This is a genomic window from Kitasatospora sp. NPDC048407 (assembly GCF_043200475.1).
Classification (GTDB): Bacteria; Actinomycetota; Actinomycetes; order Streptomycetales; family Streptomycetaceae; genus Kitasatospora.
The window spans coordinates 135,335-160,985 of the sequence record NZ_JBICXW010000014.1 but is presented as its reverse complement, the minus strand read 5'-3'; the positions used below and the strand labels follow the sequence as shown (position 1 = coordinate 160,985).

General features: G+C 72.6%; 25 protein-coding genes. 16 read left to right on the top strand and 9 right to left on the bottom strand.

Translation table 11 applies throughout. From position 1 onward, the window contains the following. Positions 1-91 precede the first annotated feature (91 nt). Complete coding sequence (locus ACGFWJ_RS24730; protein WP_387640365.1) at positions 92-1,393, bottom strand: M18 family aminopeptidase; 1,302 nt, start codon at positions 1,391-1,393, stop codon at positions 92-94. Positions 1,394-1,608: 215 nt separating this feature from the next. After that, positions 1,609-3,438: an acyl-CoA dehydrogenase gene (locus ACGFWJ_RS24725; protein ID WP_392953240.1), complete on the bottom strand. Its 1,830-nt coding sequence runs from the start codon at positions 3,436-3,438 to the stop codon at positions 1,609-1,611. A gap of 211 nt (positions 3,439-3,649) precedes the next feature. On the opposite strand from ACGFWJ_RS24725, the gene ACGFWJ_RS24720 reads away from it, so the two are divergent. Then, on the top strand, positions 3,650-4,138 hold the full coding sequence (locus ACGFWJ_RS24720; protein ID WP_387640359.1) for an SseB family protein: 489 nt from the start codon (positions 3,650-3,652) through the stop codon (positions 4,136-4,138). Positions 4,139-4,262: 124 nt separating this feature from the next. Further along, entirely contained in the window at positions 4,263-5,222 is a 960-nt protein-coding gene (locus tag ACGFWJ_RS24715; RefSeq protein WP_392953238.1) for a pirin family protein, read from the top strand. A 147-nt stretch (positions 5,223-5,369) separates the two neighbouring features. Here ACGFWJ_RS24715 and ACGFWJ_RS24710 read toward each other — a convergent pair whose 3' ends face one another. Further along, entirely contained in the window at positions 5,370-5,849 is a 480-nt protein-coding gene (locus ACGFWJ_RS24710) for a ricin-type beta-trefoil lectin domain protein (RefSeq protein ID WP_392953236.1), read from the bottom strand. A gap of 238 nt (positions 5,850-6,087) precedes the next feature. On the opposite strand from ACGFWJ_RS24710, the gene ACGFWJ_RS24705 reads away from it, so the two are divergent. Further along, entirely contained in the window at positions 6,088-6,633 is a 546-nt protein-coding gene (locus ACGFWJ_RS24705) for a 1,4-alpha-glucan branching protein (protein ID WP_392953234.1), read from the top strand. 61 nt (positions 6,634-6,694) lie between these two features. On the opposite strand, the gene ACGFWJ_RS24700 is transcribed toward ACGFWJ_RS24705, so the two are convergent. Beyond that, the gene (locus tag ACGFWJ_RS24700; RefSeq protein ID WP_387640347.1) at positions 6,695-7,516 is read right to left on the bottom strand and encodes an integrase; all 822 of its coding nucleotides are present in this window, start codon (positions 7,514-7,516) and stop codon (positions 6,695-6,697) included. A 136-nt stretch (positions 7,517-7,652) separates the two neighbouring features. On the opposite strand from ACGFWJ_RS24700, the gene ACGFWJ_RS24695 reads away from it, so the two are divergent. Further along, on the top strand, positions 7,653-7,787 hold the full coding sequence (locus tag ACGFWJ_RS24695) for a hypothetical protein (protein ID WP_387640344.1): 135 nt from the start codon (positions 7,653-7,655) through the stop codon (positions 7,785-7,787). A gap of 87 nt (positions 7,788-7,874) precedes the next feature. Further along, entirely contained in the window at positions 7,875-8,117 is a 243-nt protein-coding gene (locus tag ACGFWJ_RS24690) for a DUF5302 domain-containing protein (protein WP_387640342.1), read from the top strand. A gap of 70 nt (positions 8,118-8,187) precedes the next feature. On the opposite strand, the gene ACGFWJ_RS24685 is transcribed toward ACGFWJ_RS24690, so the two are convergent. The 3 genes from ACGFWJ_RS24685 to ACGFWJ_RS24675 all read right to left on the bottom strand — a co-directional run bounded on the left by ACGFWJ_RS24685 (position 8,188) and on the right by ACGFWJ_RS24675 (position 9,690). Then, the gene (locus tag ACGFWJ_RS24685; RefSeq protein ID WP_392953230.1) at positions 8,188-8,421 is read right to left on the bottom strand and encodes a hypothetical protein; all 234 of its coding nucleotides are present in this window, start codon (positions 8,419-8,421) and stop codon (positions 8,188-8,190) included. Between the two features lie 49 nt (positions 8,422-8,470). After that, a complete protein-coding gene (locus tag ACGFWJ_RS24680; protein ID WP_387640727.1) occupies positions 8,471-8,860 on the bottom strand; it encodes a YciI family protein in 390 nt (129 codons plus the stop codon). Between the two features lie 170 nt (positions 8,861-9,030). Continuing rightward, positions 9,031-9,690, bottom strand: a complete 660-nt coding sequence (locus ACGFWJ_RS24675; protein ID WP_392953227.1) for an ATP-binding protein — start codon at positions 9,688-9,690, stop codon at positions 9,031-9,033. 230 nt (positions 9,691-9,920) lie between these two features. On the opposite strand from ACGFWJ_RS24675, the gene ACGFWJ_RS24670 reads away from it, so the two are divergent. The 9 genes from ACGFWJ_RS24670 (at position 9,921) to ACGFWJ_RS24630 (ending at position 20,577) form a co-directional block, all read left to right on the top strand. Then, positions 9,921-10,745 (top strand): hypothetical protein, encoded by an 825-nt coding sequence (locus tag ACGFWJ_RS24670; RefSeq protein WP_392953224.1) that lies wholly within the window; start codon positions 9,921-9,923, stop codon positions 10,743-10,745. Between the two features lie 147 nt (positions 10,746-10,892). Further along, positions 10,893-11,615 carry a YcnI family protein gene (locus tag ACGFWJ_RS24665; RefSeq protein WP_392953221.1) on the top strand — a complete coding sequence of 241 codons (723 nt, stop codon included), beginning with the start codon at positions 10,893-10,895 and terminating at the stop codon, positions 11,613-11,615. 173 nt (positions 11,616-11,788) lie between these two features. Then, the gene (locus ACGFWJ_RS24660) at positions 11,789-12,472 is read left to right on the top strand and encodes an SCO family protein (protein WP_387640329.1); all 684 of its coding nucleotides are present in this window, start codon (positions 11,789-11,791) and stop codon (positions 12,470-12,472) included. After that, positions 12,469-12,954 (top strand): copper chaperone PCu(A)C, encoded by a 486-nt coding sequence (locus tag ACGFWJ_RS24655; protein WP_387640327.1) that lies wholly within the window; start codon positions 12,469-12,471, stop codon positions 12,952-12,954. The genes ACGFWJ_RS24660 and ACGFWJ_RS24655 overlap by 4 nt, the downstream gene beginning before the upstream one ends. Positions 12,955-12,964: 10 nt before the next feature. Beyond that, on the top strand, positions 12,965-15,343 hold the full coding sequence (locus ACGFWJ_RS24650) for a FixH family protein (RefSeq protein WP_392953216.1): 2,379 nt from the start codon (positions 12,965-12,967) through the stop codon (positions 15,341-15,343). 5 nt (positions 15,344-15,348) lie between these two features. Next, positions 15,349-16,554 carry an iron uptake transporter deferrochelatase/peroxidase subunit gene (gene efeB / locus ACGFWJ_RS24645; RefSeq protein ID WP_392953319.1) on the top strand — a complete coding sequence of 402 codons (1,206 nt, stop codon included), beginning with the start codon at positions 15,349-15,351 and terminating at the stop codon, positions 16,552-16,554. A 156-nt stretch (positions 16,555-16,710) separates the two neighbouring features. Beyond that, positions 16,711-17,646 carry a prephenate dehydratase gene (gene pheA / locus ACGFWJ_RS24640; RefSeq protein WP_392953213.1) on the top strand — a complete coding sequence of 312 codons (936 nt, stop codon included), beginning with the start codon at positions 16,711-16,713 and terminating at the stop codon, positions 17,644-17,646. Positions 17,647-18,425: 779 nt separating this feature from the next. After that, positions 18,426-19,703, top strand: coding sequence for a serine--tRNA ligase (serS, locus tag ACGFWJ_RS24635; protein WP_392953210.1), 1,278 nt, complete (start codon positions 18,426-18,428; stop codon positions 19,701-19,703). A gap of 55 nt (positions 19,704-19,758) precedes the next feature. Next, positions 19,759-20,577, top strand: coding sequence for an HAD family hydrolase (locus ACGFWJ_RS24630; protein WP_392953208.1), 819 nt, complete (start codon positions 19,759-19,761; stop codon positions 20,575-20,577). Positions 20,578-20,652: 75 nt separating this feature from the next. On the opposite strand, the gene ACGFWJ_RS24625 is transcribed toward ACGFWJ_RS24630, so the two are convergent. After that, positions 20,653-22,494 carry an LCP family protein gene (locus ACGFWJ_RS24625; RefSeq protein ID WP_392953206.1) on the bottom strand — a complete coding sequence of 614 codons (1,842 nt, stop codon included), beginning with the start codon at positions 22,492-22,494 and terminating at the stop codon, positions 20,653-20,655. Positions 22,495-22,830: 336 nt separating this feature from the next. Between ACGFWJ_RS24625 and ACGFWJ_RS24620 the strand changes: the two genes are divergently transcribed. Next, positions 22,831-23,550: a FadR/GntR family transcriptional regulator gene (locus tag ACGFWJ_RS24620; protein ID WP_392953203.1), complete on the top strand. Its 720-nt coding sequence runs from the start codon at positions 22,831-22,833 to the stop codon at positions 23,548-23,550. A gap of 59 nt (positions 23,551-23,609) precedes the next feature. Beyond that, a complete protein-coding gene (locus ACGFWJ_RS24615) occupies positions 23,610-24,857 on the top strand; it encodes a CynX/NimT family MFS transporter (protein ID WP_392953201.1) in 1,248 nt (415 codons plus the stop codon). A gap of 70 nt (positions 24,858-24,927) precedes the next feature. On the opposite strand, the gene ACGFWJ_RS24610 is transcribed toward ACGFWJ_RS24615, so the two are convergent. After that, on the bottom strand, positions 24,928-25,644 hold the full coding sequence (locus tag ACGFWJ_RS24610) for an ABC transporter permease (protein ID WP_392953199.1): 717 nt from the start codon (positions 25,642-25,644) through the stop codon (positions 24,928-24,930). Between the last annotated feature and the right edge of the window lie 7 nt (positions 25,645-25,651).

The following is a 25,651-nucleotide window of genomic DNA, read 5'->3' as shown; positions in this document are numbered from 1 at the left end:
CGTCTTCCGCCTCGCGCAGTTCTCCCCCAGCCCCAAGGGGGGCTGGGAGGTGCCCCCACGCGCCCCTGTTGTGCGTCCCTCGCGCGCTGGCTCAGCCCTCGAGGAACGCCTTGATGGCCCCGGCCAGGTAGTGCGGGTCCTCCGCGCCGCACAGCTCGCGCGCGGAGTGCATGGACAGCGCCGCGATGCCGCAGTCGACCGTCGTGATGCCGAGCCGCGCAGCGGTGATCGGGCCGATGGTGGTGCCGCAGGGCATCGCGTTGTTGGAGACGAAGGTCTGCCACGGGACGCCGGCCTTCTCGCAGGCGGCGGCGAACACGGCCCGGCCGACGCCGTCGGTGGCGTACCGGTTGTTGACGTTGACCTTGAGGATGGGGCCGCCGTTGGGCAGCGGGTGGTGGCCGGGCTCGTGGCGCTCGCTGTAGTTGGGGTGGACGGCGTGCCCCATGTCGGAGGACAGGCAGATGGTGCCGGCCAGCGCGCGGGCGCGGTCCTCGGCGGTGCCGCCGCGGGCGTAGCAGGAGCGCTCCAGCACGTTGCCGAGCAGCGGGCTCTGCGCGCCGGTGTCGGACTCGCTGCCGGTCTCCTCGTGGTCGAACGCGGCGAGCACCGGGATGCAGGGCAGGTCGGCGCCGGACGCGGCGACGGCGGCGAGCGCGGCGGTGGCGGCGTGCACGGATAGCTGGTTGTCGAGGCGCGGGCCGGCCAGCAGTTCGCGGTCGCGGCCGAGGTAGGACGGCGGCTGGACGTCGTGGGCCATCAGGTCCCAGCCGGTGATGTCGGCGGCGTCGAGGCCGGCCTTCTCGGCGACGTACTCGAGCAGCGCGCCCTCGGTGGTGTCGCCGAGTCCCCAGATCGGCGTCAGGTGGCGCTGGCGGTCGAGCTTGAGGCCGTCGTTGACGCCGCGGTCGAGGTGGATGGCGAGCTGCGGGACGCGCAGCAGCGGCTCGTCGAGGTGGACCAGGCGGGTGGTGCCGTCGCGCAGGACGAGCCGGCCGGAGAGGCCGAGGTCGCGGTCGAGCCAGGTGTTGAGGGGGACGCCGCCGTAGATCTCGACGGCGATCTGCCGCCAGCCGGCCGAGCCGGTGTCGGGGATGGGCTTGACCCGCAGGTTCGGCGAGTCGGTGTGGGTGCCGACCACCCGGTAGGGGGTGGCGGGGCCGGCCCCTTCGGGCACGTACCAGGCGATGAGGGCGCCGCCGCGCACCAGGTAGCGGCCGCCGCTGTCGCCGTCCCACGCGTCCGTCTCACGGACCTCGCGGAAGCCGACCCGCTCCAGCCGCTCGACCGCGCTCTGCACCGCGTGGTACGGGGAGGGGGAGGCGGCGAGGAAGGCGATCAGGTCGTCCGTGTGCTTCCGGTCGAAGTGGGCCGTGCGGGCGGCGGTCGACATGTTGCTCCTGGGTTGAGGGCGGGCCGGGCCTGATGGGGGTTAACAGGCCCGCCCCCTGAGCATATGCCCGTACACGGACAGGACCGTGTGAAGTCCGCAACGGTGACACAACAGTGAGCATGGCGCGACACAACACCGCGGGGCCCGGTGGTGAACCGGGCCCCGCGGCGTGAGGGTGGGTCAGGCGGTCGGGTGAGCGGCCGGCCGACGCTCGATCAGAACGCCTCTTCGGCGAGGTCCATCAGCTCGTTGTCGATGGCCTCGGCAATCTGGCGCTGCGCGGCGGTGGTCGGCAGCACGGTGCGGGCGAAGTGCTTCGCCGCGGCGATCTTGCCCTGGTAGAAGGGGACGTCCTTCTCGGAAGCGCCGGCCTCCAGCTTGGCGAGCGCGACGGCGGCCTGACGCAGCAGCAGCCAGCCGACCACGACGTCGCCGGAGACCATCAGCAGGCGGGTGGTGTTCTGGCCCACCTTGTACATGTTCTTGACGTCCTGCTCGACGGCCGTCAGGTCGGCGATCAGCTTGCCGACGATGGCCTCCAGGTCGCCGGCGGACTTGGCGAGCAGGTCGCGCTCGGCGGCCAGGTCGGCGCCGCCCTCGTTCGAGGCGAGGAACTTCTGGATCTGCTCGTTGACCGCGGTCAGCGCCTGGCCGCCGTCCTTGACGATCTTCCGGAAGAAGAAGTCCTGGCCCTGGATGGCGGTGGTGCCCTCGTACAGGGTGTCGATCTTGGCGTCCCGGATGTACTGCTCGATCGGGTACTCCTGCAGGTAGCCGGAGCCACCGAAGGTCTGCAGGGACTGGGCGAGCTGCTCGTAGGACTTCTCCGAGCCGTAGCCCTTGACGATCGGCAGCAGCAGGTCGTTCAGGCGCTCGGCGGCGGCGTCGTGCTCGCCGCGCAGGCGGGCTGCCAGCATGTCGTCCTGCACCGAGGCGGTGAAAAGGACCAGGGCGCGCATGCCCTCGGCGTACGCCTTCTGGGTGAGCAGCGAGCGGCGCACGTCCGGGTGGTTGGTGATGGTGACGCGCGGCGCGGTCTTGTCCATGAACTGCGAGATGTCGGCGCCCTGCACGCGCTCCTTGGCGTACTCCAGCGCGTTCAGGTAGCCGGTGGACAGGGTGGCGATGGCCTTCGTGCCGACCATCATCCGGGCGAACTCGATGATCTTGAACATCTGGCGGATGCCGTCGACGGTCTCGCCGAGCAGCCAGCCCTTGGCCGGGTGCTTGGCGCCGAAGGTCATCTCGCAGGTGTTGGACGCCTTGAGGCCCATCTTGTGCTCGACGTTGGTCGCGTAGGCACCGTTGCGCTCGCCGAGCTCGCCGGTCTCCCAGTCGAAGTCGTACTTCGGCACGATGTACAGGCCGAGGCCCTTGGTGCCCGGCTTGCCGCCCTCGGGGCGGGCCAGCACCAGGTGGATGATGTTCTCGGACATGTCGTGCTCGCCCGAGGTGATGAAGCGCTTGACGCCCTCGATGTGCCAGGAGCCGTCCTCCTGCTTGATCGCCTTGGTGCGGCCGGCGCCCACGTCGGAGCCCGCGTCGGGCTCGGTCAGCACCATGGTGGCGCCCCACAGGCGCTCGACCATGCGCTGGGCGACCTTCTGCTGCTCCTCGGTGCCCTCGTCGTAGACGACGCCGGCGAAGGCCGGGCCGGAGGAGTACATCCAGATCGCGGGGTTGGAACCGAGGACCTGCTCCGCGTACGCCCAGACCAGGGAGCTCGGGGTGACCTGGCCGCCGATGCCCTCCGGGATGCCCAGGCGCCACCACTCGGCGTCCATGAAGGCCTGGTAGCTCTTCTTGAAGGTCTCGGGGATCGGAGCGGTGTTGGTCTCCGGGTCGAACACCGGCGGGTTGCGGTCGGTGTCGGTGAAGGAGGCGGCGAGGTCGTTCTCGGCCAGCCGGGAGATCTCGCTGAGGATGTTCTTCGCGGTGTCGACGTCCATGTCGGCGAACGGACCGGTGCCGTACACCTGGTCGCGGCCGAACACCTCGAAGAGGTTGAACTCCACGTCCCGCAGGTTGGACTTGTAGTGACCCATGACCGTATCTCCGGTTCGTCTTCCACGGGCGAGCCGCTTACGGCGCACCGCTTACCCACCAGTACGCCCCATGATGCTACCCAGCGGTAACTTGTTCAACCCCTCCACCGTGAAGCACCTATGAACGTGGTCACGTCCCACAATGCGGCCCACCACCGGATTGTGCGGATCACCCGCCCCCAAGCGGGGCCCGGCCCGATAGCCTTGCCCCGTGTACGGCTACGAGCAGAACGCCTACCAGGACCCCTACCAGCAGCAGATGCAGCAGGGGATGTCCGGCATGCCGGGCGCCGGATACGGCGACCCGCAGGCCGCCCAGCAGTCGCTCTACCCCGAGCCCTCGCCGCCCTCGCTGGCGGACGCGGTGCGCGCCTTCACCACGGGGGCGATGCCGGTGGAGGACTTCCAGGCCATCTTCATCACCTCGAAGGTGTACTGCCCGCGCGGCGACCGCCCCGGCTTCCTGGCGCTGCACAACACCCCGACGCCGGTGATCCCGATGTTCAGCTCGCTCAAGGAGCTGAAGCGGTACGCCGGCAAGGACTCCAAGTACTTCTCGGTGACCGGCGCCGAGGTGCTCGACCTGCTGCCTACCGGCTACGGCTTCGCCCTGGACATGGAGGGCGAGCACCGGATGGTGTTCGACGCCCGCGCGGTCGAGCAGATGGTCGACTTCACCATGCGCCGGATGTACGGCTGACCCCTCCTCCCGTCCCTCTCCGGGCCGGAATAGGGGCACATAGTTCAACGTTCAACCTTGCGAGTGGTTGAGAGTTGAACTACTGTGGTGGACGTAGGCCACAGACCCGCCGAAGGAGGCCGACATGCCCGCCGTGACCGTCGAGAACCCGCTGACCCTGCCGCGCGTGACCACGCCCGACCCGCTGCACAGCACCGCCCGGCCGGTCCTCACCGTGGCAACCGCCCCCGAGGGCTACGAGGGCGAGGGCTTCCCCGTCCGCCGCGCCTTCGCCAAGATCAACACCAAGTTCCTCGACCCGTTCATCATGATGGACCAGATGGGCGAGGTGGACTACGCGGCCGGTGAGCCGAAGGGAACCCCCTGGCACCCGCACCGCGGCTTCGAGACGGTCACCTACATCATCGACGGAACGTTCATCCACCGGGACTCGCACGGCGGCGGCGGCACCATCACCGACGGCGACACCCAGTGGATGACCGCCGGCTCCGGTCTCCTGCACATCGAGACCCCGCCGGAGTCCCTGGTGAAGTCCGGCGGCCTCTTCCACGGCCTCCAGCTCTGGGTGAACCTGCCCGCCTCGGACAAGATGATCACCCCGAAGTACCAGGACATCCGCGGCGGCAGCGTCAAGCTGCTCAGCACCGAGGACGGCGGCGCGCTCCTGCGCGTCATCGCCGGTGAGCTGGACGGCCACACCGGCCCGGGCACCACCTTCACCCCGATCACCATGATCCACGCCTCGATCAGCCCCGGTGCCCAGATCACCCTGCCCTGGCGCGCCGACTTCAACGCCCTCGCCTACGGCCTCGCCGGCAACGGCTCGGCCGGCACCGAGCACCGCCCCTTCCACCGGGGCCAGGCCGTCGTCTTCGGCGACGGCGACTCGATCACCCTGCGCGCCGACGAGAAGCAGGACTCCCGCGACAACAACTTCGAGGTCGTCCTCCTCGGCGGCCTGCCGATCCGCGAGCCCGTCGCCCACTACGGCCCGTTCGTGATGAACAGCCACCGCGAACTCCAGCAGGCCATGGAGGACTTCCAGGCCGGCCGCCTCGGCACCATCCCCGCCGACGAGAACTGACAACTCCTCACCCCTGAAGCACCCACAAGCCCGAAAACCCGCGTGCCCCGTCCTCGGACGGGGCACGCGGGTTTTCCGCCGTCCCGCCCGGGCAACTGCCCCGGCGGGACGGCGTGTTGGGTCTGTCCGGAAAGCTGTGCCGGAAGGTCAGGCGAGAGCGAGGCTGATCTGGTCGCCGAAGACCACCCAGTGCTGGCCCTTGTCGTTGACGTCGCACGGCTTGGTGGAGATGTTCGGGGTTCCCCAGGCGTTGGCGAGGCAGTAGCCGGGGGCGAGGGTGAGCGAGATCTGCTGGCCCGCGATGGTCCAGTACTGGCCCGGGTCGCCCGAGGCGCACGGCTTGGTGGAGATGTCCGGGGCGCCCCACTTGTTGGCGAGACAGTAGGCGCGCGCATTGGTGAGGGAGATCTGTTCGCCCGTGACGGTCCAGTGCTGGCCCTGGTCGTTGCCGTCGCACGGCTTGGTGCCGACGTTCGGGGTGTTCCACGCGTTGGCGAGGCAGTAGGTGCCGGGGGTGCGCGTGGTCGCGTGGCTGGTGTCGGCCGCTCCGGCGCCGCCGGTCGGCAGGAGGGCGGCGGCCAGCCCCATCGTGGCAATGGCGAGCGTCTTGCGGAAAGCGAGGGCCATGAGGCGTTTCCGTTCTGTGCGCAAGGCCGCACGATTCCCCTGAGGCCATGAGGTGCTTTCTCGGCCCAGTCCCGAGCGCAGGGCAATTCCTAGCACCGGGCGACCACGAACCAGCGGCAGTGCGCGCCGCATTCATCCGAACGGGCAGCACCGGAGCAGTCCGGCGAATTCACTGCCCACGGGGCGCGATTCGTAGGCTGGGCCCCGCAAGGACACCGCGCGAGAGGGAGGAACGGCAATGGCGACGATCCATCAGACCACCATGAACCCGGGCAAGTTGGACCTGCTGGCCGACTGGCTGCCGAAGCAGGACTGGTACCGCCCCGGCGGTGGCCCGCTGGAGCGGGCCGGCGGATTCCGGCTGGACGACCCGGCGGGCGAGGTCGGCATCGAGCTGATGGTGGTGACGGACGGTCAGGCCTCCTACCTGGTGCCGATGGCCTACCGGGGCGCGCCGCTGGACGGGGCGCCCGAGGGCGCGCTGATCGGGACCGCCGAACACGGCGTACTCGGCACCCGCTGGTTCTACGACGGCGAGCAGGACCCGGTGGTCCGCGCCCAGTTGACCGAACTGCTGCACGGACGGGCGGTACCGCAGAAGCAGAGCGAGAGCGACGCGGTGGACGACACGGTGACGGTGGCGGCCGTCGACGGCGAGGTGGCGGTGACGCTGCGCCGGGAACTGCGGCCCACCGGAGAGCCCGCGCCGGGCGAGGTGGTCGCCGGATACACCGCGCCGGACGGGTCGGCGGCCCGCGCGGTGTACCTGACGGCCGGTCGCTGACCCGGGTCTGTCCGGTCGGTCTCGGCGCGCCCGGCGAGACCGACCCGACGGGCCCCGGACGTCAGAGCCGGGCGTAGAGCGCGGCCGCGTCGTCGTGGGCCTTGCCGCGGGGCCAGCGGACGCAGTCGGCGTCGGTGCGCTCCGCGGTGCGGACCTGGGCGATCAGTTCGGCGGGGCCGGCCTCGGCGAGCAGTCGGACGGCGTCGGCCCAACTGCCCAGCCCCAGGCGCTCGGTGAAGCGGGCGGCGCCGTCCGACAGGGCGGCCACCCCGTGCAGGTCGGCGCGGCCGACCACGCCGGTCTCGGCGTGCTGGGCGGCCTGCGGGGTGGCGGCGGCGATCCACGGCCCGTGGCCGCTGTTGCGCGCGGCGCGGACGGCGATCGCGTACCGCAGGTAGAGCTCGGCGCGTTCGGCGGTGCCGGGGACGGTCGACCAGACCTGGCGGCGCAGTTCCTCGCCGCCGTGGAAGCGCTGGTTGTCGCCGATCACCCGGGGCGGGCCCGCCTTGGGGTGCAGCACCAGCAGGGAGTCGCCGAGCGCCAGGTACTCCAGCGCGTCGCCGCGCAGCCGGGCGGCGACCACCATCGCGGCGGGCGTGTTGGGGTTGGCCAGGTCGCAGCTGTCGCCGTGCAGGGCGGCGGTGTCGGCGATGGCGTCGGACAGGCAGTCGGCGATGTCCCGGTCGGGGTGGCCGGTGAGCCGGGCGACCAGGTGCGCGCCGAGGCGGCGCACGTACCAGGGGATGCCGTGGCCGCAGCCGGAGTCCAGGGTGTCCGGGGCGCTGGAGCCGTCCAGCAGCACCAGAACCTCCGGGGTGGCCACCACGAAGTCCTCGCAGGCCCGGTCCGGGCGGCGCGCGTCGACTGCCAGCTGTACCCGCATGCTTCTCAGTCTGCGTCGGCCACCCGTCGTTCGAACAGGGGCTGTTCGACCCTTCCGTTCGGCCTCCCGCACGGCGATTCGGACATAATTGGGTGAAATATGGCAACTCGCCGAGGCTTCGCGACAGGAGAGTCCCATGGTCTGGCAGTTCTTCGTACTGGTGATCGCCTCGTTCGGCTTCCCGACCCTCGCCCTGCTGTTCATGATGGGCGGCCTGCAGTACCGCGACGAGCGGCAGCCCCACCACCTCGGCAGGGCACACCGGGACTGACCGACCCCGGTGTCGGCCGACAGCGGCCCCGGTCGGCATGGGAGGGTGTGCTGCAGCACACCCCACTCCCGTCCAGGAGGTCCCGAAATGAGCAGCGACACCGCCCCGGCAGCCGAGCCCGCGCCGGAGGCCACCACCGACGCCACCGCCGACACCGCCGCCGAGGCACCCGTCCAGGACGACCAGAAGGCCAAGTTCCTGGCCGCGCTGCAGCGCAAGGGCGGCAACAGCCGGGGCGCCGGCGGCGGCCCCGGCGGCGACTCCAAGATCCACGGCACTACCGGCGCGGCCGGCGGCAAGCGCACCTTCCGCCGCAAGAGCGGCGGCTGAGCGTCCCTCGGACCCCAGTAGGAACGGCCGGCCCGCACCCGGGGCCGGCCGTTCGGCGTCTCCCGGCAGATCAGTCGGTGTGTTCGTCCGGAAAGTACGGCGTCTCGCGGAGGAACAGCGCCCCGCAGGTGTGGCAGTTGTGGTCGGGGTCGAGGGTCCAGCGGGTGGCGTCCTGGACGGGGGCGGCGGTGTCGAGCGTCTTGCCGCACAGGGCGGTGACGTCCGCGTTGCGGACGATGTGCCAGCTGACCACGGAGTCCGTGGCGCCGCCGGTGCCGGTCTCGGCGCGCATCTGATGCATCATGATCACCATCGTCCGCCGACCGGACATACCCGGCAATTCGCGCGACCGGTCAGGGCTGCGCCGGGGGCTCCGAGAACACCTCGCGGACCTCGATCGGCATGTTCATCGGCTTGCCGTCGTGGCCCGGCGCGGCAGACAGCGCGGCGGCGATCTCCAGCACCCGCGCGTCGCTCGCGCAGTCGACGATCCACCAGCCGAACAGGAACTCCTTGTCCGCCGGGAACGGCCCCTCGGCGACGGACGGCCCGCCGTCGCCGGCCCGGACGATCCGCGCGGTGTCGGGCATCGCCAGGCCCTGGGCCTCGACGAGTTCGCCGCTGGCGGTGAGCTCGGCGACCGAGCGGCGCATGAAGGCGATGTGGGCGGCGGTCGCCGCCGGATCCCAGGAGGGGATCGGCGGAACGTCGGTGTCCGACTGGCTGAAGTGCATCTGCAGCATGTGCGTCACGGCGGACGGCTCCTCTCGGTGCGGGCGGTCTCGTCCCATCGTCCCGGAGACGGAGCCGCGGCCCGGTTCTCGACATTGCGTCCCAGGGAGCGCCCGAGCCGCTGACCGGCGGGTTTCGGGCGAAGAGGGCGAAGAGGGTGAGGAGAACGGCCGGTGGGCCGTCAGGAAGCGGTGCGCAGCAGCGGGGCGCTGAGAATCTTGTCGAAGCTGACGGTGGCGCCGCGCTGCGGGTGGGTGCGGAGCTGGACGTGGTCCGCGAGGGCGTGGATGAGGAACAGGCCGCGGCCGGACTCGGCGGTCAGGTCGGGCAGCACGCCGGGGTCGGTGGCCGGCAGGGCGGGGCGCAGCGCGGGCAGCACGTGGGTGTCGTAGGGGGCGGCGGGCCGGTCGGCGGCGGGGCTGCGGGTGGCCAGTACCCGGGCGGGGACGGAGGCGCGGCCCCGGCGGGTGCGGCAGCGCGGCGCGGGGCGGTCGGCGGGCCGTTCGGTGGACGAGCGTTCGGTGGACGAGCGTTCGGCGGCGGGACGGCGGCGCGGGCCCGGGCGGGAGGCGGTGGGTGCGACCGGGGACTGGCCGGTGTTGGCGACCTCGATCCGCAGGCGGTCGCCGCTGAGCGCGGCGGTGACCTGGAAGGTGTCCCCGAAGTGGCCGGGCCCGGCGTGTTCGACCGCGTTGGCACAGGCCTCGGTGAGGGCGAGGCCGAGGTCGAAGGCGTCCTGCGGGTCGACTCCGGCGGAGTCCATGGCGCCGAGCAGGATGCGGCGGGCGAGCGGCACGCTGGCCGGGTCGCGCTTGAGGTGCAGAGTCCACCAGATGTCCACGGGAGATCCCTCCTGGCTGCGGCTCCACATACAACTAGCTATCTCCTCGACGGCGCGCGGCGAACCGTCCGCACTCGCCGGTACCGCCCGTTCGGCGGATGGACTGCCCCTGCCGGGTGTGCCGATCGGCGCGTGGGCGGGTGCGTGCGCCGGTCGGGTTCGCGCCATTCCCGGCGGGTTCCGGGGCCTGCCCCGGGAGCGGCTGTAGGCGGTGAGATGATGGCTCGGCCATGACTGACCCGACCGCCGCCGCCCGCCGGGGCTCCGCCCTGCCCGCGGCACGGGTCTCAACGGCTGCCTGGGATCTGCGGGTGCTGCGCGCGGTGCCGTTCGCGCTGGTGTGCACGCTGGTCGCGGCCTTCGGGCACGCCCGGGCGGGCGGTGCGGTGGCGCCGGACACGCTGGCGGCGGGCTTCGCCGCGGTGTGCGCGGCGGCGGCGCTGCTCGGCGGGCGGGAGCGCTCGCTGGGGGCGATCGCGGCGGCGCTGGGCGCCGGACAACTGGGTCTGCACCTGCTGTTCCACCGGTTCGGCGACGGCCTGGGCGGCGGCATGGCGATGCCGCACGCGTCGATGGCCGGAAACGGCGGGCCCGACGCCCTGGCGTCCGTGGCGGGCCGGCTGCTGTGCAACGACACCCCCGGCGACGGCCTGACGGTCGTCCCGGCGACCACCACGGCGGACCAGGTGGTGAGCGCCGCGGGCCTTGACCCGCAGGCGTACGCGACGGCGATGCCGCACGCGGCGGGCTGGCTGGGGCTGACACCCGGCATGGTGCTGGCCCACCTGGCAGCGGCGGTGGTCGCGGGCTGGTGGCTGCGGCGCGGCGAGGCCGCGCTGTGGCGGCTGGTGCGGACGGTGGCGCTGACCGCCCGCGAGTGGGCGGCGCCGCTGCGGACGGCGGTGGCGCTGCTGGTGGCGCTGCTGGTGGACGGGCCGCGCCCGGTGCGGGCGCGGCGGAGTGGACGGCCGGAGGACTGGCGGCTGCCGGTGGCGGCGGCACTGCGGCACTGCGTGCTGCGCAGGGGACCGCCCGCGGTGGCGTTCGCGCGCTGAGCCGGGCCGGGAGGCCGGGGTTCGGGCGCGCATCGCTGCCTGCCGCCGTGCCCGCTTCGTGAGCGGGGCGGTCGGGTCCCCTCTTCCCGTTGTCCCCACGTGGCCCGCGCGTTGTCGCGTGGCCTCTTCCTCCCCAGGAGTCCCCTGATGCGTTCGCTTTCCGCCCGTACCGCCCGTCGTTCCGTCGGCGCGCTCGTGGTGGCGGCCGGTGCCCTGCTGGCGTCCGCCGTTCCCGCCTCCGCGCACGTGTCCGTCCAGCCGGGCAGCGCCCAGCAGGGCGGGTACACGGCCGTGGCGTTCCGGGTGCCGAACGAGAGCGACACCGCTTCCACCGTGAAGCTGGAGATCAACCTGCCGCTGGACCACCCGATGGCGTCGGTGCGCACCCAGCCGCTGCCGGGGTGGACGGCCAGCCTGGAGAAGTCGAAGCTCGACAAGCCGCTGGACTCGCACGGCCAGCAGATCACCGAGGCGGTCTCCAAGATCACCTGGACCGCCGACGCGGGCACCAAGATCGCCCCCGGGCAGTACCAGGAGTTCAACGTCTCGCTGGGCGCGCTGCCCACCGACACCGACAAGCTGACCTTCAAGGCGCTCCAGACCTACGACAACGGCGACGTGGTCCGCTGGATCGAGGACAGCAAGGACGGGCAGCCGGAGCCGGCCAAGCCCGCCCCCGTGCTCAGCCTGACCAAGGCCGCCGCGGCCGGCGACCACCACTCGACGGACACCACCACGAAGCAGGACGCCGCCCCCGCCGCGAAGTCCTCCGACTCCACCGCCCGCACCCTGGGCGTGGTCGGCATCGTGGTCGGCGTGATCGGCGCGGCGCTCGGCGTGGCCGGGCTGCGCCGCCGCTCCGCGAACTGACCCCCGCCGGGCGGGGCCGCACCCCGCGGCCCCGCCCGGTACTCGCCCTTCCGCACCGCCTCTTGCACGCCTTCCCGCACCGCTCTCCCGCACCGCTCTCCCGCACCGCCTACCTGCACCGCTCTCCCGCACCGCCTACCTGCACGGCCCACCTGCACGGAACGGAAAGTCCCTTGGCACCCCTCCGCAGCACCCGCCCCCGGCTTCTGACGGCCGCCGCCCTCGTCCTCGGCGCCTCGCTCGCGCTGTCCGCCTGTTCCTCGTCCTCCTCGGGCGGCGGGGAGGGCAACGGGGTGGCGAAGGTCAGCAAGCAGGCCTCGACCAGCCAGTACCAGGGCACCGCGCTCAGCAAGCACTTCGACAAGCCCGACCTGGTGCTGAACGACACCTCCGGGCAGCCGTACGACCTGAAGGCGCGCACCGCCGGGCGGACCGTGCTGCTGTTCTTCGGCTACACCAGCTGCCCGGACGTCTGCCCGACCACCATGGGCGACATCGGGGTGGCGATGTCCAAGCTGACGCCGGAGGAGCGGCAGAAGATCGACATCGTGTTCGTCTCCACCGACCCGCAGCGCGACACCCCGCAGGTGCTGCGGACCTGGCTGGACTCGATGGGCAAGGACTTCATCGGGCTGACCGGCGACCTGGCGCAGGTGAAGGCCGCCGCCAAGCCGCTCGGCATCATGGTCGAGGACCCGGTGGTCGCTGCGAACGGCTCGGTGACCTCCACGCACGGCGCGCAGGTGCTGGCGTTCCTGCCGACCGACGACAAGGCGCACCTGCTGTACATGGCCGGCACCTCGGTGGACACCTACCGGCACGACCTGGAGCTGCTCGCCAAGGGGGTGGCGGTGTGAGCCGCGCGTTCCGCCGCACCGCGCTGATCGGGGCCGGCCTGGCGACCGCCCTGGCCGCGGGCACCGTGGTGGTGGCCTGCCAGTCCTCGGGCTCCGACGGCGCCTCCGCCGCGCCACCGCAGCTGTCGGTGGCCGACCCGTACATACCGCTGCCGGCCACCCCCGGCGGGATGGGCGCGGGCTACCTGACGGTGCGCAACGACGGCGGTGCGGACCGGCTGGTGAAGGTGACCAGCCCGAGCGCCGGATCGGTGACCATGCACCGCTCCACCGAGAAGACCATGGAGGAGGTCGGCGAGCTGACGGTGCCCGCGCACGGCACCCTGGACCTGGCCCGCGGCGGCACCCACCTGATGATCATGGACTGGGCGAAGCAGCCGGCCCTCGGCGACGAACTGGAACTGGACCTGGAGTTCGCCAAGGCGGGCACCGTGGTGGTCAAGATTCCGGTGAAGCCACTGACGTACCGTCCGGGAAGTTAGGGTCCCGGCGATGGCAGCAGACGGCACGGTGACGAGAAGAGGCGCACAGGTGATCACGGCGGCGAAACGGCGGCGGCTGGGCGCCCTGCTGGCGGTGCTGGTGGCGGCACTCGCCCTGGTGCTCGGCGGGGCGACGACGGCGTCCGCGCACGCCACCCTGGAGAGCACCGACCCGGCGCAGGGCTCGGTGGTCCCGACCGCGCCCGCCGCGGTCACGCTGCGCTTCAGCGAAGGCGTGTCGCTGTCCGCGGACTCGGTGCGGGTGCTCGACCCGAAGGGCACCGCCGTCGACGACGGCAAGCCCGACCATGTGGACGGCAAGGCCGCCACCGCCCGGGTGACGCTCCGCCAGGGGCTCGGCAACGGCACCTACACGGTGGCGTGGCGGGCCGTCTCGGAGGACTCCCACCCGATCGGCGGTGCGTTCACTTTCTCCATCGGCGCGGCCTCCGACACCACCGTGAACGCCGCCGCCGTCCAGGGCGCCAAGGCCGACGGCGCGGTGGGCTTCGCCTACGGCACCGCCCGCACCGTCGCCTACGGCGCGTTCGCACTGCTGGCCGGCGCCGCCGCGTTCGTGATCCTGATCTGGCCCGCCGGCGCGGCCGTGCGCGGCGTGCAGCGGCTGCTGATGAGCGGCTGGGTCGCGCTGCTGCTGTCCACCGTCGCCGTGCTGATGCTGCGCGGCCCCTACGAACGCGGCACCGGCCTCGGCCAGGCCTTCGACCTGTCGCTGGTCCGCGCCACCCTGGACGAGCGGATCGGCACCGCACTCGCCGCCCGCCTGCTGCTGCTCGCCGCCGCCGGTGTCTTCCTCTCGCTGCTGGTCGGCCAACTCGGCCTCCAGCCGAAGCCCCCTGCGCCCGCGCCCGCGCCCGCGCCGGGATCCCTGCCGGACTCCACGCCGGGCGCCGTAACGGGCTCCACGCCGGGCTCCGTAACGGGCTCCGTAACGGGCTCCGCGCCGAACGAGGACGATGACGCGGAGGAGGCGGAGCTGCGCCAGCTGGAGCGGGCCGCCTCCGAGCGCCCGCAACGCGACACCCGGCTCGCGCTGGGACTGGCCGGGCTCGCCCTGGCCATCGCGCTGTCGGCGACCTGGGTCGGCGCCGACCACTCCTCGGTCGGCATCCAGGTCCCGCTGGCCCTGCCGCTCGCCTCGCTGCACCTGCTCGCCATGGCCGGCTGGCTCGGCGGCCTCGCCGTACTCGTCACCGGCCTGCGCCACGGCCTGCCCGCCACCGCCGTCGAACGCTTCTCCAAGCTGGCGTTCTGGCTGGTCGCGGTACTGGCCGGCACCGGCGTCTACCAGTCCTGGCGCGGCCTGGGCAGCTGGGGCGCGCTGGTGGACACCGAGTACGGGCGGCTGCTGCTGATCAAGGTCGGCTGCGTGGCGTCGATGCTCGGCGTCGCCTGGATCTCGCGTTCCTGGACGGCGCGGCTGCGCGGTGCGGACGAGAGGGCTGCGGCGTCGGGTGCAGCCGGCGGCGAGACCGCGCCTGCGGAGGCTGTCTCCGCGCAGATCGTGTCCGATGTGATCACAAGTGATCAGGGCTCCGAATTCATCCCTGCGGAGACTATCTCCGCGCAGACCATCTCGGCCGTGACCGAAGTTGATTCGGGCGCGATCACAAGCGATCAGGCGCCCGAGTTCATCCCTGCAGAGACTATCTCCGCGCAGACCATCTCGCCCCACGCAGCCCCGGACACGAACCACGCAGCCCCGAACACGACCGCCGGAGCCCCCACCCCCGGAGAGACGCAGGCCGCCACCGACGACACCGACGCCGAGCGCGCCGCGCAGCTCGCCCGCCAGCAGGCGGTGCTGGCGAAGGCGCACCGGCGGCGTGCGGCCGAGGGTTCGCCGGTGCGGGCGGGGCTGCGGCGCAGTGTGGTGGTCGAGACGAGCGTCGCCGCGCTGGTTCTGGTGGTCACCACGATGCTCACCAACTCGCCGCCCGGGCGGGTCGCGCAGGCGATTGCCGCGCAGCCCGGGGCGGGTGGGGGCGCTCCGGTGGCGGGGGCGTCCGCGGTGCCCGGCAAGACGCAGGAGTTGAAGCTGCCGTACGACACCGGCGGCCGCACTCCGAACGCCAAGGGCACGGCCACCATCACCGTCAACCCGGTCGGGACGGGGCCGAATGCGGTCACGCTCAAGCTGACCGACAGCGCGGGAAAGCCGGTCGAGGTTCCCGAGTTGCAGTTGGCGTTCACGCTTCCCGACCGTGACCTCGGTCCGCTGCCCGTCACGCTCCAGGCCGAGGGCACGGGTGCGTGGAGCGGGACCGCGCAGTTGCCGCTGGCCGGGCAGTGGGTGGTTTCGGTGACCGTCCGGTCGTCCGACATCGACCAGGTGACGGCCACCCAGCAGCTGAAGGTGGGCCAGTGACGGAGATAGCGGGACTCTCCCGGCGGGCCGTGCTCGGTGGTGCCGGGGCGGGGCTGGCCGTGGGCGCCGTCGGCGGGGCGTGGGGCGGGCGGGCGTCGGCGCGGGAGAAGAAGACGCTGCCGGGGAGCGCCCGGGTGGCGTTCCACGGCCCCAGGCAGGGCGGCATCGTGGAGCCCGGGCAGGCCCGGGTGGAGTGGGTGGCGTTCGACCTGACGGCCGGGGCCGGGCGGGACCGGGCGGCGGGCCTGCTGCGGGACTGGTCGGCGGCCGCGGCCCGGATGGCCGTCGGCGAGCCGGGCGGGGACGGCGGAAGCGGGATCGCGCTGGACGCGGGCCCGAACGCGCTGACCGTCACCTTCGGCTTCGGCGCGAGCCTGTTCGACAAGCTGGGCCTGGCCGACCGTCGCCCACCCGCGCTGGCCGCGCTGCCCGCGTTCCCCGGCGACGCACTCGACCCGGCACGCTCCGACGGCGACCTGTGGGTGCAGATCGGCGCGGACGACGCGCTGGTCGCGGTGCACGCGCTGCGGGTGCTGCGCCGGCTGGCCACGGGGGTGGCCGTGCCGCGCTGGCAGATGTCGGGCTTCGGCCGCACGCCGGGTGCGACCGCGCGCCCGATGACCGGCCGCAACCTGATGGGCCAGGTCGACGGCACCAACAACCCGCGCCCGCAGGACGCCGACTTCGCCGCGAAGGTGTTCGCCACCGGCCCCGACTGGATGGCCGGCGGCAGCTACGTGGTGCTGCGCCGGATCCGGATGCTGCTGGACGACTGGGAGTCGCTGCCGGCGGACCGTCAGGAACGCCTGGTGGGACGCCGCAAGAGCGACGGCGCCCCGCTGTCGGGCGGCCCGGACGCCGGCGAGCGCACCCCCGTCGACCTGGCGGCGACCGCCCCGGACGGCACCCTGGCGATCGCCCCGGACGCGCACGTCCGGGTGGCGGCGCCCGACTCCAACGGCGGGGCGGCGATGCTGCGCCGCGGGTTCTCGTTTTACGACGGTCTGCTGGCCGACGGCTCGCCCGACGCGGGTCTGCTGTTCGCCGCGTTCCAGGCCGATCCGGCGCGCGGCTTCGTCCCGGTGCAGCAGCGGCTGGCGCGCGGCGACGGCCTGTCGCGGTTCCTGCGGCACGAGGCGGGCGCGCTGTTCGCGGTGCCGCCGGGCGCGCCGGAGGGCGGGTACGTGGGGCAGCCGCTGCTGGAGGGCTGACGCGCACCGTCGCACGGCCGTTCGGCCCGGCTGCCCGGCCGTCGGACGGCGGCACGGCGGGGCCGCGGAAGTGGCTAAGGTGGCAGACCGAGCCCTGTGGGCCCGTGGAAGTTCGCATCTCGCAGTTCGCATCACGCTGTTCGTTCGGAGGCGGTCATGTCGGCGACCCGTTACACCTATCTCGGGCCCGCGGGCACCTTCACGGAGGCCGCGCTGCGCACCCTGCCGGAGGCGGGGACGCGGGAGCTGACGCCGGTGGCGTCGGTGGCGGCGGCACTGGACGCGGTGCGGGCGGGCGAGGCCGCGGGCGCCATGGTGGCGATCGAGAACTCGGTGGACGGCGCGGTCACCACCACCAGCGACGAGCTGATCAACGGCAGCGCGCTGATGATCTACCGCGAGGTGCTGCTGCCGATCTCGTTCGGGCTGCTGGTCCGCCCGGGCACCGCGCTGGCCGACGTGAAGACCGTCACCGGGCACCCGGTGGCGCAGCCGCAGGTGCGGCACTGGCTGGCGGCGAACCTGCCGGACGCGCAGTGGGAGTCGGCGGCGTCGAACGCCGAGGGTGCCCGGCTGGTGCAGGACGGCCGGTACGACGCGGCGGTGGCGGGGGCGTTCGCCGCGGAGCTGTACGGGCTGCGGGTGCTGTCCGACGAAATCCAGGACGCGGCGGCGCCGACCACCCGGTTCGTGCTGGTGGGCCGGCCGGGGCGGGTGTCCTCGGCGACCGGCTGGGACAAGACGTCGATGGTGGTCTGGCTGCCGGAGGACCACCCGGGTGCGCTGCTGGAGCTGCTGCAGGAGTTCGCGGTGCGCGGGATCAACCTGATGCGGATCGAGTCCCGGCCGACCGGCGAGGGCATGGGCAGCTACTGCTTCCTGATCGACTGCGAGGGGCACCTGAGCGAGCGGCGGGTCAGCGAGGCGCTGATGGGTCTGAAGCGGATGTGCCCGCAGGTGCGTTTTCTCGGCTCGTACCCGCGCGCCGACCGGGGCACCGCTACCCCGCTCCGGCGGGGCACCTCGGACCTGGATTTCGCGAACGCCGCGGACTGGCTGTCCCGCTGCCTGGACGGCCGCGGCGAACTCTGACGCCCGACGGGCGGACTCCGACGCCCGGCGGGCGGACTCCGACGCCCGGCGGGCGGACTCCGACGCCCGGCGGGCGGACTCCGACGCCCGGCGGGCGGACTCCGACGCCCAACACCACGCCGCACCGCAAGAACGCGATTTCGGCCGGGGCGGGGCCGCACCGGGCCCCGTTCCGTTCATTTTCGACACGCCCGAACGTCACCTGCCCGGCCGACGGGTGTTCACCGACGGTGCTCCGGGGGCCGTCGGTGCGGGGTGCGGGGCGGGGTGGTTCATCCACAGGGCGGTGGCCGGCATCCACAGGGGCGGTTGTCCCCAGCTGCTGTGAAGTTATCCACAGGACGGGCCGGAGTCGACAAACCGGTAAAGACACCCTCAGGCCCGGTCAGATCATCAGCTAGGGGCATAGGGAGGACTAATCGGACCAGAGTCACCCCTGCGCCGACAAATCACCTGTGCGAGCGAGCGAATTCCCTCACTCGGGAAGCCGTATCGAGGTTTGAAACCTGGAAATGCTGGTTCGATGGCCCACGGACCATGGGTTTTCCCCTGTCCACAGGCTCAGGCGCACACCTGTGGATAACCGGCCCACGAAAGAGTTGTCCACCGGGGTTATCCACAGGTTGGCGAGAGTTATCCCCAGCCCCCGGAGCGCTTGCCCACACCCCCCGCGCCGATGGCCGGGCACAGGATGCCAGATTTCCGGACAGAGTGCGACATACCCGCCCAAGCCTCGCGATGGCCGGAACCGGACCACCGGCCACCGGTAGGCTTGATCCGTGATCGACCTTCGCCTGCTCCGTGACGACCCGGACCGCGTACGTACCTCGCAGCGCTCCCGTGGAGAGGACGTCGACCTGGTCGACGCCCTGCTCTCCGCCGACGAACGCCGCCGCGCCGCCGGCACCCGATTCGACGAACTGCGCAGCGAGCAGAAGCAGCTGGGCAAGCAGGTCGCCGCCGCCAAGGGCGAGGAGAAGGCCGCCCTGCTGGCCCGAACCAAGGAGCTGGCCGCCGAGGTGAAGGCCGCCGACGCCGCGCAGAGCGAGGCGAAGGACGAGGCCGAGCGGCTGCAGCGCTCGCTGGCGAACCTGATCGACCCGGCCGCTCCGGTCGGTGGCGAGGAGGACTTCGTCACCCTGGAGGAGATCGGCACCCCCCGCGACTTCGCCGCCGAGGGCTTCGAGCCCCGCGACCACGTCGAACTCGGCCAGCTGCTCGGCGCGATCGACACCGAGCGCGGCGCGAAGGTGGCCGGTGCCCGCTCGTACTACCTGACCGGTCCGGGCGCGCTGCTCGAACTGGCCCTGGTCAACATGGCGATGGCGCAGGCCTCCGCGGCCGGCTTCACCCCGATGATCACCCCGGCGCTGGTCCGCCCCGCCGCGATGGACGGCACCGGCTTCCTCGGCCAGGCCGCCGAGAACGTCTACTACCTCGAGGACGACGACCGGTACCTGGTCGGCACCAGTGAAGTCCCGCTGGCCGCCTACCACATGGACGAGATCCTGGACGGCGACAAGCTGCCGCTGCGCTACGCCGGCTTCTCGTCCTGCTTCCGCCGCGAGGCCGGCACCTACGGCAAGGACACCCGCGGCATCATCCGGGTCCACCAGTTCGAGAAGGTGGAGATGTTCGTCTTCACCACCCCCGAGGACGCCGAGGCCGAGCACCGCCGCCTGCTCCAGTGGGAGAAGGACTTCCTGAACGCGCTGGAGCTGCCCTACCGGGTGATCGACGTCGCCTCCGGCGACCTCGGCGCGTCCGCCGCCCGCAAGTTCGACATCGAGGCGTGGATCCCCACCCAGGGCAAGTACCGCGAGGTCACCTCGACCTCCAACACCACCGAGTACCAGGCCCGCCGGCTCTCCATCCGGATGCGCGACAAGGACGGCGTCCGTCCGCTCGCCACCCTCAACGGCACGCTGGTGGCCGTCCCCCGGGTGATCGTCGCGCTGCTGGAGAACCACCAGCAGGCCGACGGCTCGGTGGTGCTGCCCGAGGCGCTGCGGCCGTTCCTCGGCGGGAAGGCCGTCCTGGAGCCCGCGGCCAGGTAACCGCCTGCCCGTCCCGTCCGTCCCGTCGTCCCGGAGCACCTGGAGCACTTCGCGCATGAGCACCGACGCCCTGCCCTACCGGCTGGTCGCCACCGATCTCGACGGGACGCTGCTCACCGGCGCCGAGAACGTCTCCGCCCGCACCCGTGAGGCGCTGGGCGCCGTGACGGCGCTCGGGGCGCAGCACATCATCGTGACGGGCCGCTCGGCGGGCTGGACGAAGCCGGTGCTGGACGAGATCGGGTACACCGGGATAGCGGTCTGCGGGCAGGGCGCGCAGGTCTACGACGCGGGTGCGCACAAGCTGCTCACCTCGGTCACGCTGGACCGGCAGCTGGCGGCGCTGGCGCTGGCCAAGATCGAGGCCGAGGTGGGTCCGCTGGCGGTCGCCGCCAATCAGGACGGGCTGGACGGCGAGGTGGTGGCGGGGCCGGGTTACCGGCTGCGGATCGCCACCGGGCTGCCGGTGCGGCAGGTCGCGCCGGAGGAGCTGCTGGCCGCGCCGGTGAGCAAGCTGTACATCCAGCACCCGGAGCTGACGGACGATCAACTCGCCGAGGCTGCATGGTCGGTGGCGGGTCAGTTGGTGGGTGTGGTGATGGCGGGCGACGGCATCGTCGAGCTGCTTCCGCTGGGTCTGACGAAGGCGACCGGTCTGTCGCTGGCCGCGCGGCGGCTGGGTGTCACGGCGGCCGAGACCATCGCGTTCGGTGACATGCCCAATGACATACCGATGTTCCGGTGGGCCGCGCACGGGGTGGCGATGGGCAACGCGCACGAGCAGTTGCTGGCGGTGGCCGACGAGGTGACCGTCTCCAACGACGAGGACGGCGTCGCCGTGGTGCTGGACCGGGTGTTCGGCCTCAACGGCTGACCCTCGGGGACGGCGAAAGCGCCACCGGCCTGGTGCCGGTGGCGCTTTCGTGTGCCGCGGGGCCCGGTGGGCCGGTCAGCCGCCGTAGTTGACGTTGGCGCAGGGGTCGTCGTCGGCGGAGCGGGCGTCGTTGGTGACGCTGGTCGGCAGCGGGCCGGGGGCGGGAGTGTTGCCGCCACCCTGGGCGCCGTCGCCGCCGGCGCTCGCGGCGTAGTCCTTGCCGAGGGTCACCGTGATGCCCGCGCCGGAGCCGGCTTCGACGGTGGCGCCGGGGAACTGCGAGGCGACGGCCTGCGCGTTGGCCTTCTGGCTCGCGCTGCCGTACTGGACCACGGTGGTGGCGTGGTTCTGGCTGGTGGCGTTGCCGGTGCTGGTGACGGTGAAGTTCGCGGCCTTCAGGGCGGTCGCGGCCTTGTTGCCGAGGCCGGAGGCGCCGCTGCCGTTGAGGACGGCGACCTTGATGCCGGCGCCGTTGGCGGGCGGGGCGGCCGGGGCGCTGGTGGACGGGGCGGCGGACTCGCTCGGGGCGGGGCTCTCGCCGCCGGCACTGGCGTCCTGGCCGTCGAGGGTGCGGTCGGCCTTGAGGGCGGCCCACAGCTGGTCGACCTCGGGGTGGTTGAGGCCGATCTTCTCCCCCTGGTAGTGCCAGGGGGTGGTGATGAACTTGATGTCGTGCAGGTCGATGTCCTTGAGGGACATCCCCAGGTCGAGCAGTTTGTCGACGCCGGCCAGGTCGGGGTCGACGGTGAGCGACTTGGTGGCGGCGTCGGCCAGCGGCAGCAGGTTGGTCGGGCTCATGCCCTTGGTCTTGACCGACTTGATGAGCTGGGACAGGAAGGCCTGCTGGCGTTTCATCCGGCCGACGTCGGAGTTGTCGCCGATGCCGTGGCGCAGGCGGACGTAGTCGAGGGCGGCCTGGCCCTCGACCTTCTGTATGCCCTTGGGGTAGATCTCCTTGCCGCCCTTCTTGGGCAGGTTGGGGTTGAGGTCGTAGTCGTGGATGGCGTTGGGCAGGCAGACCTCGACGCCGCCGACGGCCTTGGTCATCGCGGCGAAGCCCTCGAAGTTGACCACCATGGTGTGGTCGACGCGCAGGCCGGTCAGGGCTTCGACGGTGTTCTGGGTGCAGGCCGGGTTGCCCTGCTCGGTGCCGCCGACCGAGAAGGCGCCGTTGAACCTGACGTTGGTCTGCGGCTTGGTCCAGTTCTTGTTCGGCAGCAGGCACTTGGGGATGTCGACCACGGCGTCGCGGGGGATCGAGACGCCGACGGCGTGCTTGTGGTCCGCGTAGACGTGCAGCAGGATCGTGGTGTCGGAGCGGGCGCCGCCGTCCTGGCCGCCGCCGAGGTCCTTGTTGGCGCCGTCGCGCGAGTCGGAGCCGATCAGCAGGATGTTCATCGGCCGGCGGCCCTGGGAGTCGGGCTCGGCGGCCGCGGGGCGGTCCTTGGCGATGCCCTCGCGGTCGAAGGCGGAGATGTTGCCGTTCAGGCGCCAGTAGAAGTAGCCGCCGGTGCCGACCACGACGAGGCTGGTGCCGACCAGCGACCAGATGATGATCTTCTTGGTGCGGCGGGGCTTGCGGCGCCCCTGGGCGGCCGCCGCCCGGCGGGAGCCGGCCCGGCCGCCGTGGCCGAAGCCGCCCGCCGATTCGGTCTCGGGCTCGGGCTCGGCGGGGGCGGCGCGGCGGCCGGAGCGCTGCGGGGTGGCGGCGGAGCCGCGGCCCTGGGCTCGGCGGGACGCGGCGCGGCCGCCGGCGGCCGGCGCGTCGTCGTGGCTCGCCGCGCGGCGGCGCGGGACTCCGGTGGACGGCGCGTCGTCGCGACGGGGCGCGTCCTGCTGGTAGGTGCCACCTTGCGGCGGATCGTTCTCCCACCAGCCGGCATCCGCGTCGGACGCCCCCGCCCTCTGGCCTGCCATACGTACACCCTTCACCGGAGGCGGCCGTCGGGCGCCTCAGCAACCAGTCCGTCCGCTGGGCCGACGGATGAAGCTAGAGAGCGGAGCATATAAAGGGATCATTTCGAAAGTCACGGCCTGGGTCTCCACTCCGAGCACTCGAACGACGTGTCCACACCAGGGGTTCCCGTTCTCCCGTGTGAGACAGGTGACTTCAGCGCCCCGACAGCCTCCGCAAGAGCCCTTCGCGACTGCCCGGGCGGGCAGCGTTTTCGCACGCCAGGGCGGTTGTAGGATGACCGGGCAAGGAGTTGTAGGATGACCGACATCCGACAGTGAGCGAGAAGGGAGCCCGGCGTGGAGGGACTTCAGGCGGCCGGGCGGCGTTCACTGGTGGACGAGGCGATCGAGCAGCTGCGCGAGCAGCTGGCGGGCGGGGCGTGGCCGGTGGGGTCGCGGATCCCGACCGAGCACGAGCTCGCCGAGCGGCTGCGGGTGGGTCGCAACACCGTGCGGGAGGCGATCCGGGTGCTGGTGCACGCGGGGATGCTGGTCTCCCGGCAGGGCGAGGGGACGTTCGTCCGCTCGACCAGCGATCCGGCGTCGGTGCTGCGCGGAGTGCAGCGGTCGGGGGTGCGGGACGTACTGGAGGTGCGGGCCGCGCTGGAGACCGAGGCGGCCCGGCTGGCCGCCGAGCGGCACACCCCGGACGACCTGGCCCGGATGCGGGCCGCGCTGGCCCGGGAGGCCGAAGTGATGGCCGCGCACCCGGAGCGGGCCGGCCGGGAGGCCACCGTCGAGCACGACCTGGAGTTCCACACGGCGGTGGTGGAGGCGGCGCACAACCCGGCGCTGACCGAGGTGTACCGGTACTTCGGGGCCTCGGTGCGGGAGTCGATGCGCGCGGCGTTCGGCGACCACGACATGCCCGAGGTGGCGATCGGCACCCACGCGGCGCTGGTCGACGCGATCGAGAGCCGTGACCCGGAGCGGGCCGAGGCGGCCTGTCGGGCCCTGCTGGCGGAGCCGACGGCGGCGGTGGAGCAGCTGCTCGCCGAGATCGCCGCGCGCAAGTAGCGCCGCGCCGCCCGTCCGCTCTCCTTCTTCTTCCACCCGCACAGAGAGTCAGCCCCGCCATGTCGTCGGTCACCCGTGCCGTGCAGCCCGTCCTCGATCCGAAGGTCGGTACCCGAACCGCCAAGTTCGCGCACCCCGCCCTGCTGCTGGTGGGCATCGTGCTGGTGGCCCTGAACATGCGGGCCTGCCTGGCGGCGGTCTCGCCGATGGTGGCGGAGATCCAGCGCACCTTCGGCCTGTCGGCGGCGGCGAGCGGCATGATCACCACGGTGCCGGTGCTGTTCCAGGGTGTGGGCGCGCCGCTGACGCCGCGGCTGACCCGCCGGTTCGGCACCGAGCGGGTGGTGCTGGGCGCGGTGCTGGCGCTGGGCGCGGGTGTGCTGCTGCGGGTGCTGCCGTCGGTGTGGACGCTGTACGCGGGCTGCATGGTGATCGGTGTGGCGATCGCGGTGCTGAACGTGTCGATGCCGGGCCTGGTGAAGCGGGAGTTCCCGCACCGGGCGGCCATGATGACCGGCGTCTACTCGACCACCATGCTGGTCGGCGCGACCATGGCGGCCGCGCTGTCGGTGCCGCTGGAGCACGCCCTCGGCGGTGGCTGGCAGGCCTCGCTGGGCGCCTGGTCGGTGCTGGCGCTGGTCGCCGGGCTGGCCTGGCTGCCGCAGGTGCTGAAGGCCCGCCGCGAGCCGACCGTGCCGCTGCGGGTGGCCCCGGCGACGGCGGAGCAGCGCGTCACCGTCAGCCCGTGGAAGTCCCCGCTGGCGTGGCAGATCAGCGCGTTCATGGGGATCTCCTCGCTGCTGGTGTACACCCTGGTGGCGTGGATGCCGACGATCCTGTCGGACCACGGGATGGCGCGCGGCGAGGCCGGTCTGGTGTTCGCGTTCAGCAACCTGGTGCAGGTGGTCAGCGCGTTCCTGGTGCCGCTGGCGGCGGGCCGGATGACCCGGCAGCGCGGGCTGGCGCTGGCGATGGCCGGGCTGAACGCGGCGGGCATCGCGTGGCTGCTGCTGGCGCCGGTGTCGGGCGCGTGGTTCTCGGCGGCGGTGCTGGGTCTGGCGCAGGGCGGTTCGCTGGGCCTGGGTCTGGCGTTCATCGTGCTGCGGACCGAGAACGCGCTGGGTGCGGCCCGGCTCGGCGGGATGAGCCAGGCGGTGGGCTACCTGGTGGCGGCGGCCGGTCCGGTCGGCGGCGGTGCGCTGAAGCAGCTGACCGGCAGCTGGGACGCGACGCTGATCGTGATGCTGGCGCTGGCCGCGGTGGCGGCGGTGGCCGGCTGGGGCGCGGGCCGCGACCGGACGATCTGACGACTGCCTCGGGAACGACGAACGGCGGGGACGGCTGCGTGCCGTCCCCGCCGTTTCGCGTTCTTCCGGCCTACTCCTCGCCGTTGAGGGTGAGGCCGGCCAGCTTGACCGAGGCCAGCGCGGTGGCGCCGACGGCGGCGATGATCAGCAGCCACACCGCGGTGGTCAGTGCGACCGGGGCGGTGACGGTGCCGTCGGCGGCGATCGCCTTGGTCAGCGACAGGCCCCACTGCTGGACGGACAGGGTGCGGGCGCCCTCGACGTAGTTGCCGATCAGGCTCTCCCAGATCAGCGCGTAGGCGAGGCCGGCGATCACGGCGTGCCGGGTGACCACGCCGAGCAGCAGGAACAGCGCGCTGTAGGCGGCGCCGGACACCAGGGTGCCGACGGCGTAGCCGAGGGCGACGTTGTCGGCGCCGCCGTAGAGGATCAGCCCGGCCAGGTAGGTCGGGACGGTCGCGAGCAGCCAGGTGCTGCCGATCGCGACGGCCAGCTTGGTGGTGACGATCTTCCAGCGCGGCAGCGGCTTGGCGAGCAGGTAGACGATCGAGCCGTCCTCGATCTCGGTGGCGATGACGCCGGTGCCGGTGATCAGTCCGGTGATCGGGACCAGGGTGCCGAGGGCGAGGTTGCCCAGGATGCTGTGCGCGAGTTCCAGCCTGTCGAGGGTGCTGTTGCGGGCGATCACCGCGATGACCAGCAGCAGGACCGGGACGGCCAGCAGGATCAGGATGCGCCGGCGGCCGAACAGCCCGCGCGCGGTGAGCCTGGCGACGGTGGTGTTCATCGGGGGC

Bases quoted from the DNA above. Each gene is read 5' to 3' on its own strand.
- pheA (WP_392953213.1), top strand. From the start codon at position 16,711: ATGTCGGCGACCCGTTACACCTATCTCGGGCCCGCGGGCACCTTCACG.
- ACGFWJ_RS24630 (WP_392953208.1), top strand. From the start codon at position 19,759: ATGAGCACCGACGCCCTGCCCTACCGGCTGGTCGCCACCGATCTCGAC.
- ACGFWJ_RS24715 (WP_392953238.1), top strand. From the start codon at position 4,263: ATGCCCGCCGTGACCGTCGAGAACCCGCTGACCCTGCCGCGCGTGACC.
- ACGFWJ_RS24700 (WP_387640347.1), bottom strand. From the start codon at position 7,516: ATGCGGGTACAGCTGGCAGTCGACGCGCGCCGCCCGGACCGGGCCTGC.
- ACGFWJ_RS24725 (WP_392953240.1), bottom strand. From the start codon at position 3,438: ATGGGTCACTACAAGTCCAACCTGCGGGACGTGGAGTTCAACCTCTTC.
- ACGFWJ_RS24685 (WP_392953230.1), bottom strand. From the start codon at position 8,421: ATGATGCATCAGATGCGCGCCGAGACCGGCACCGGCGGCGCCACGGAC.
- ACGFWJ_RS24610 (WP_392953199.1), bottom strand. From the start codon at position 25,644: ATGAACACCACCGTCGCCAGGCTCACCGCGCGCGGGCTGTTCGGCCGC.
- ACGFWJ_RS24670 (WP_392953224.1), top strand. From the start codon at position 9,921: ATGACTGACCCGACCGCCGCCGCCCGCCGGGGCTCCGCCCTGCCCGCG.
- ACGFWJ_RS24650 (WP_392953216.1), top strand. From the start codon at position 12,965: ATGGCAGCAGACGGCACGGTGACGAGAAGAGGCGCACAGGTGATCACG.
- ACGFWJ_RS24680 (WP_387640727.1), bottom strand. From the start codon at position 8,860: ATGCTGCAGATGCACTTCAGCCAGTCGGACACCGACGTTCCGCCGATC.
- ACGFWJ_RS24665 (WP_392953221.1), top strand. From the start codon at position 10,893: ATGCGTTCGCTTTCCGCCCGTACCGCCCGTCGTTCCGTCGGCGCGCTC.
- ACGFWJ_RS24625 (WP_392953206.1), bottom strand. From the start codon at position 22,494: ATGGCAGGCCAGAGGGCGGGGGCGTCCGACGCGGATGCCGGCTGGTGG.
- ACGFWJ_RS24615 (WP_392953201.1), top strand. From the start codon at position 23,610: ATGTCGTCGGTCACCCGTGCCGTGCAGCCCGTCCTCGATCCGAAGGTC.
- ACGFWJ_RS24730 (WP_387640365.1), bottom strand. From the start codon at position 1,393: ATGTCGACCGCCGCCCGCACGGCCCACTTCGACCGGAAGCACACGGAC.
- ACGFWJ_RS24690 (WP_387640342.1), top strand. From the start codon at position 7,875: ATGAGCAGCGACACCGCCCCGGCAGCCGAGCCCGCGCCGGAGGCCACC.
- ACGFWJ_RS24705 (WP_392953234.1), top strand. From the start codon at position 6,088: ATGGCGACGATCCATCAGACCACCATGAACCCGGGCAAGTTGGACCTG.
- ACGFWJ_RS24695 (WP_387640344.1), top strand. From the start codon at position 7,653: ATGGTCTGGCAGTTCTTCGTACTGGTGATCGCCTCGTTCGGCTTCCCG.
- ACGFWJ_RS24710 (WP_392953236.1), bottom strand. From the start codon at position 5,849: ATGGCCCTCGCTTTCCGCAAGACGCTCGCCATTGCCACGATGGGGCTG.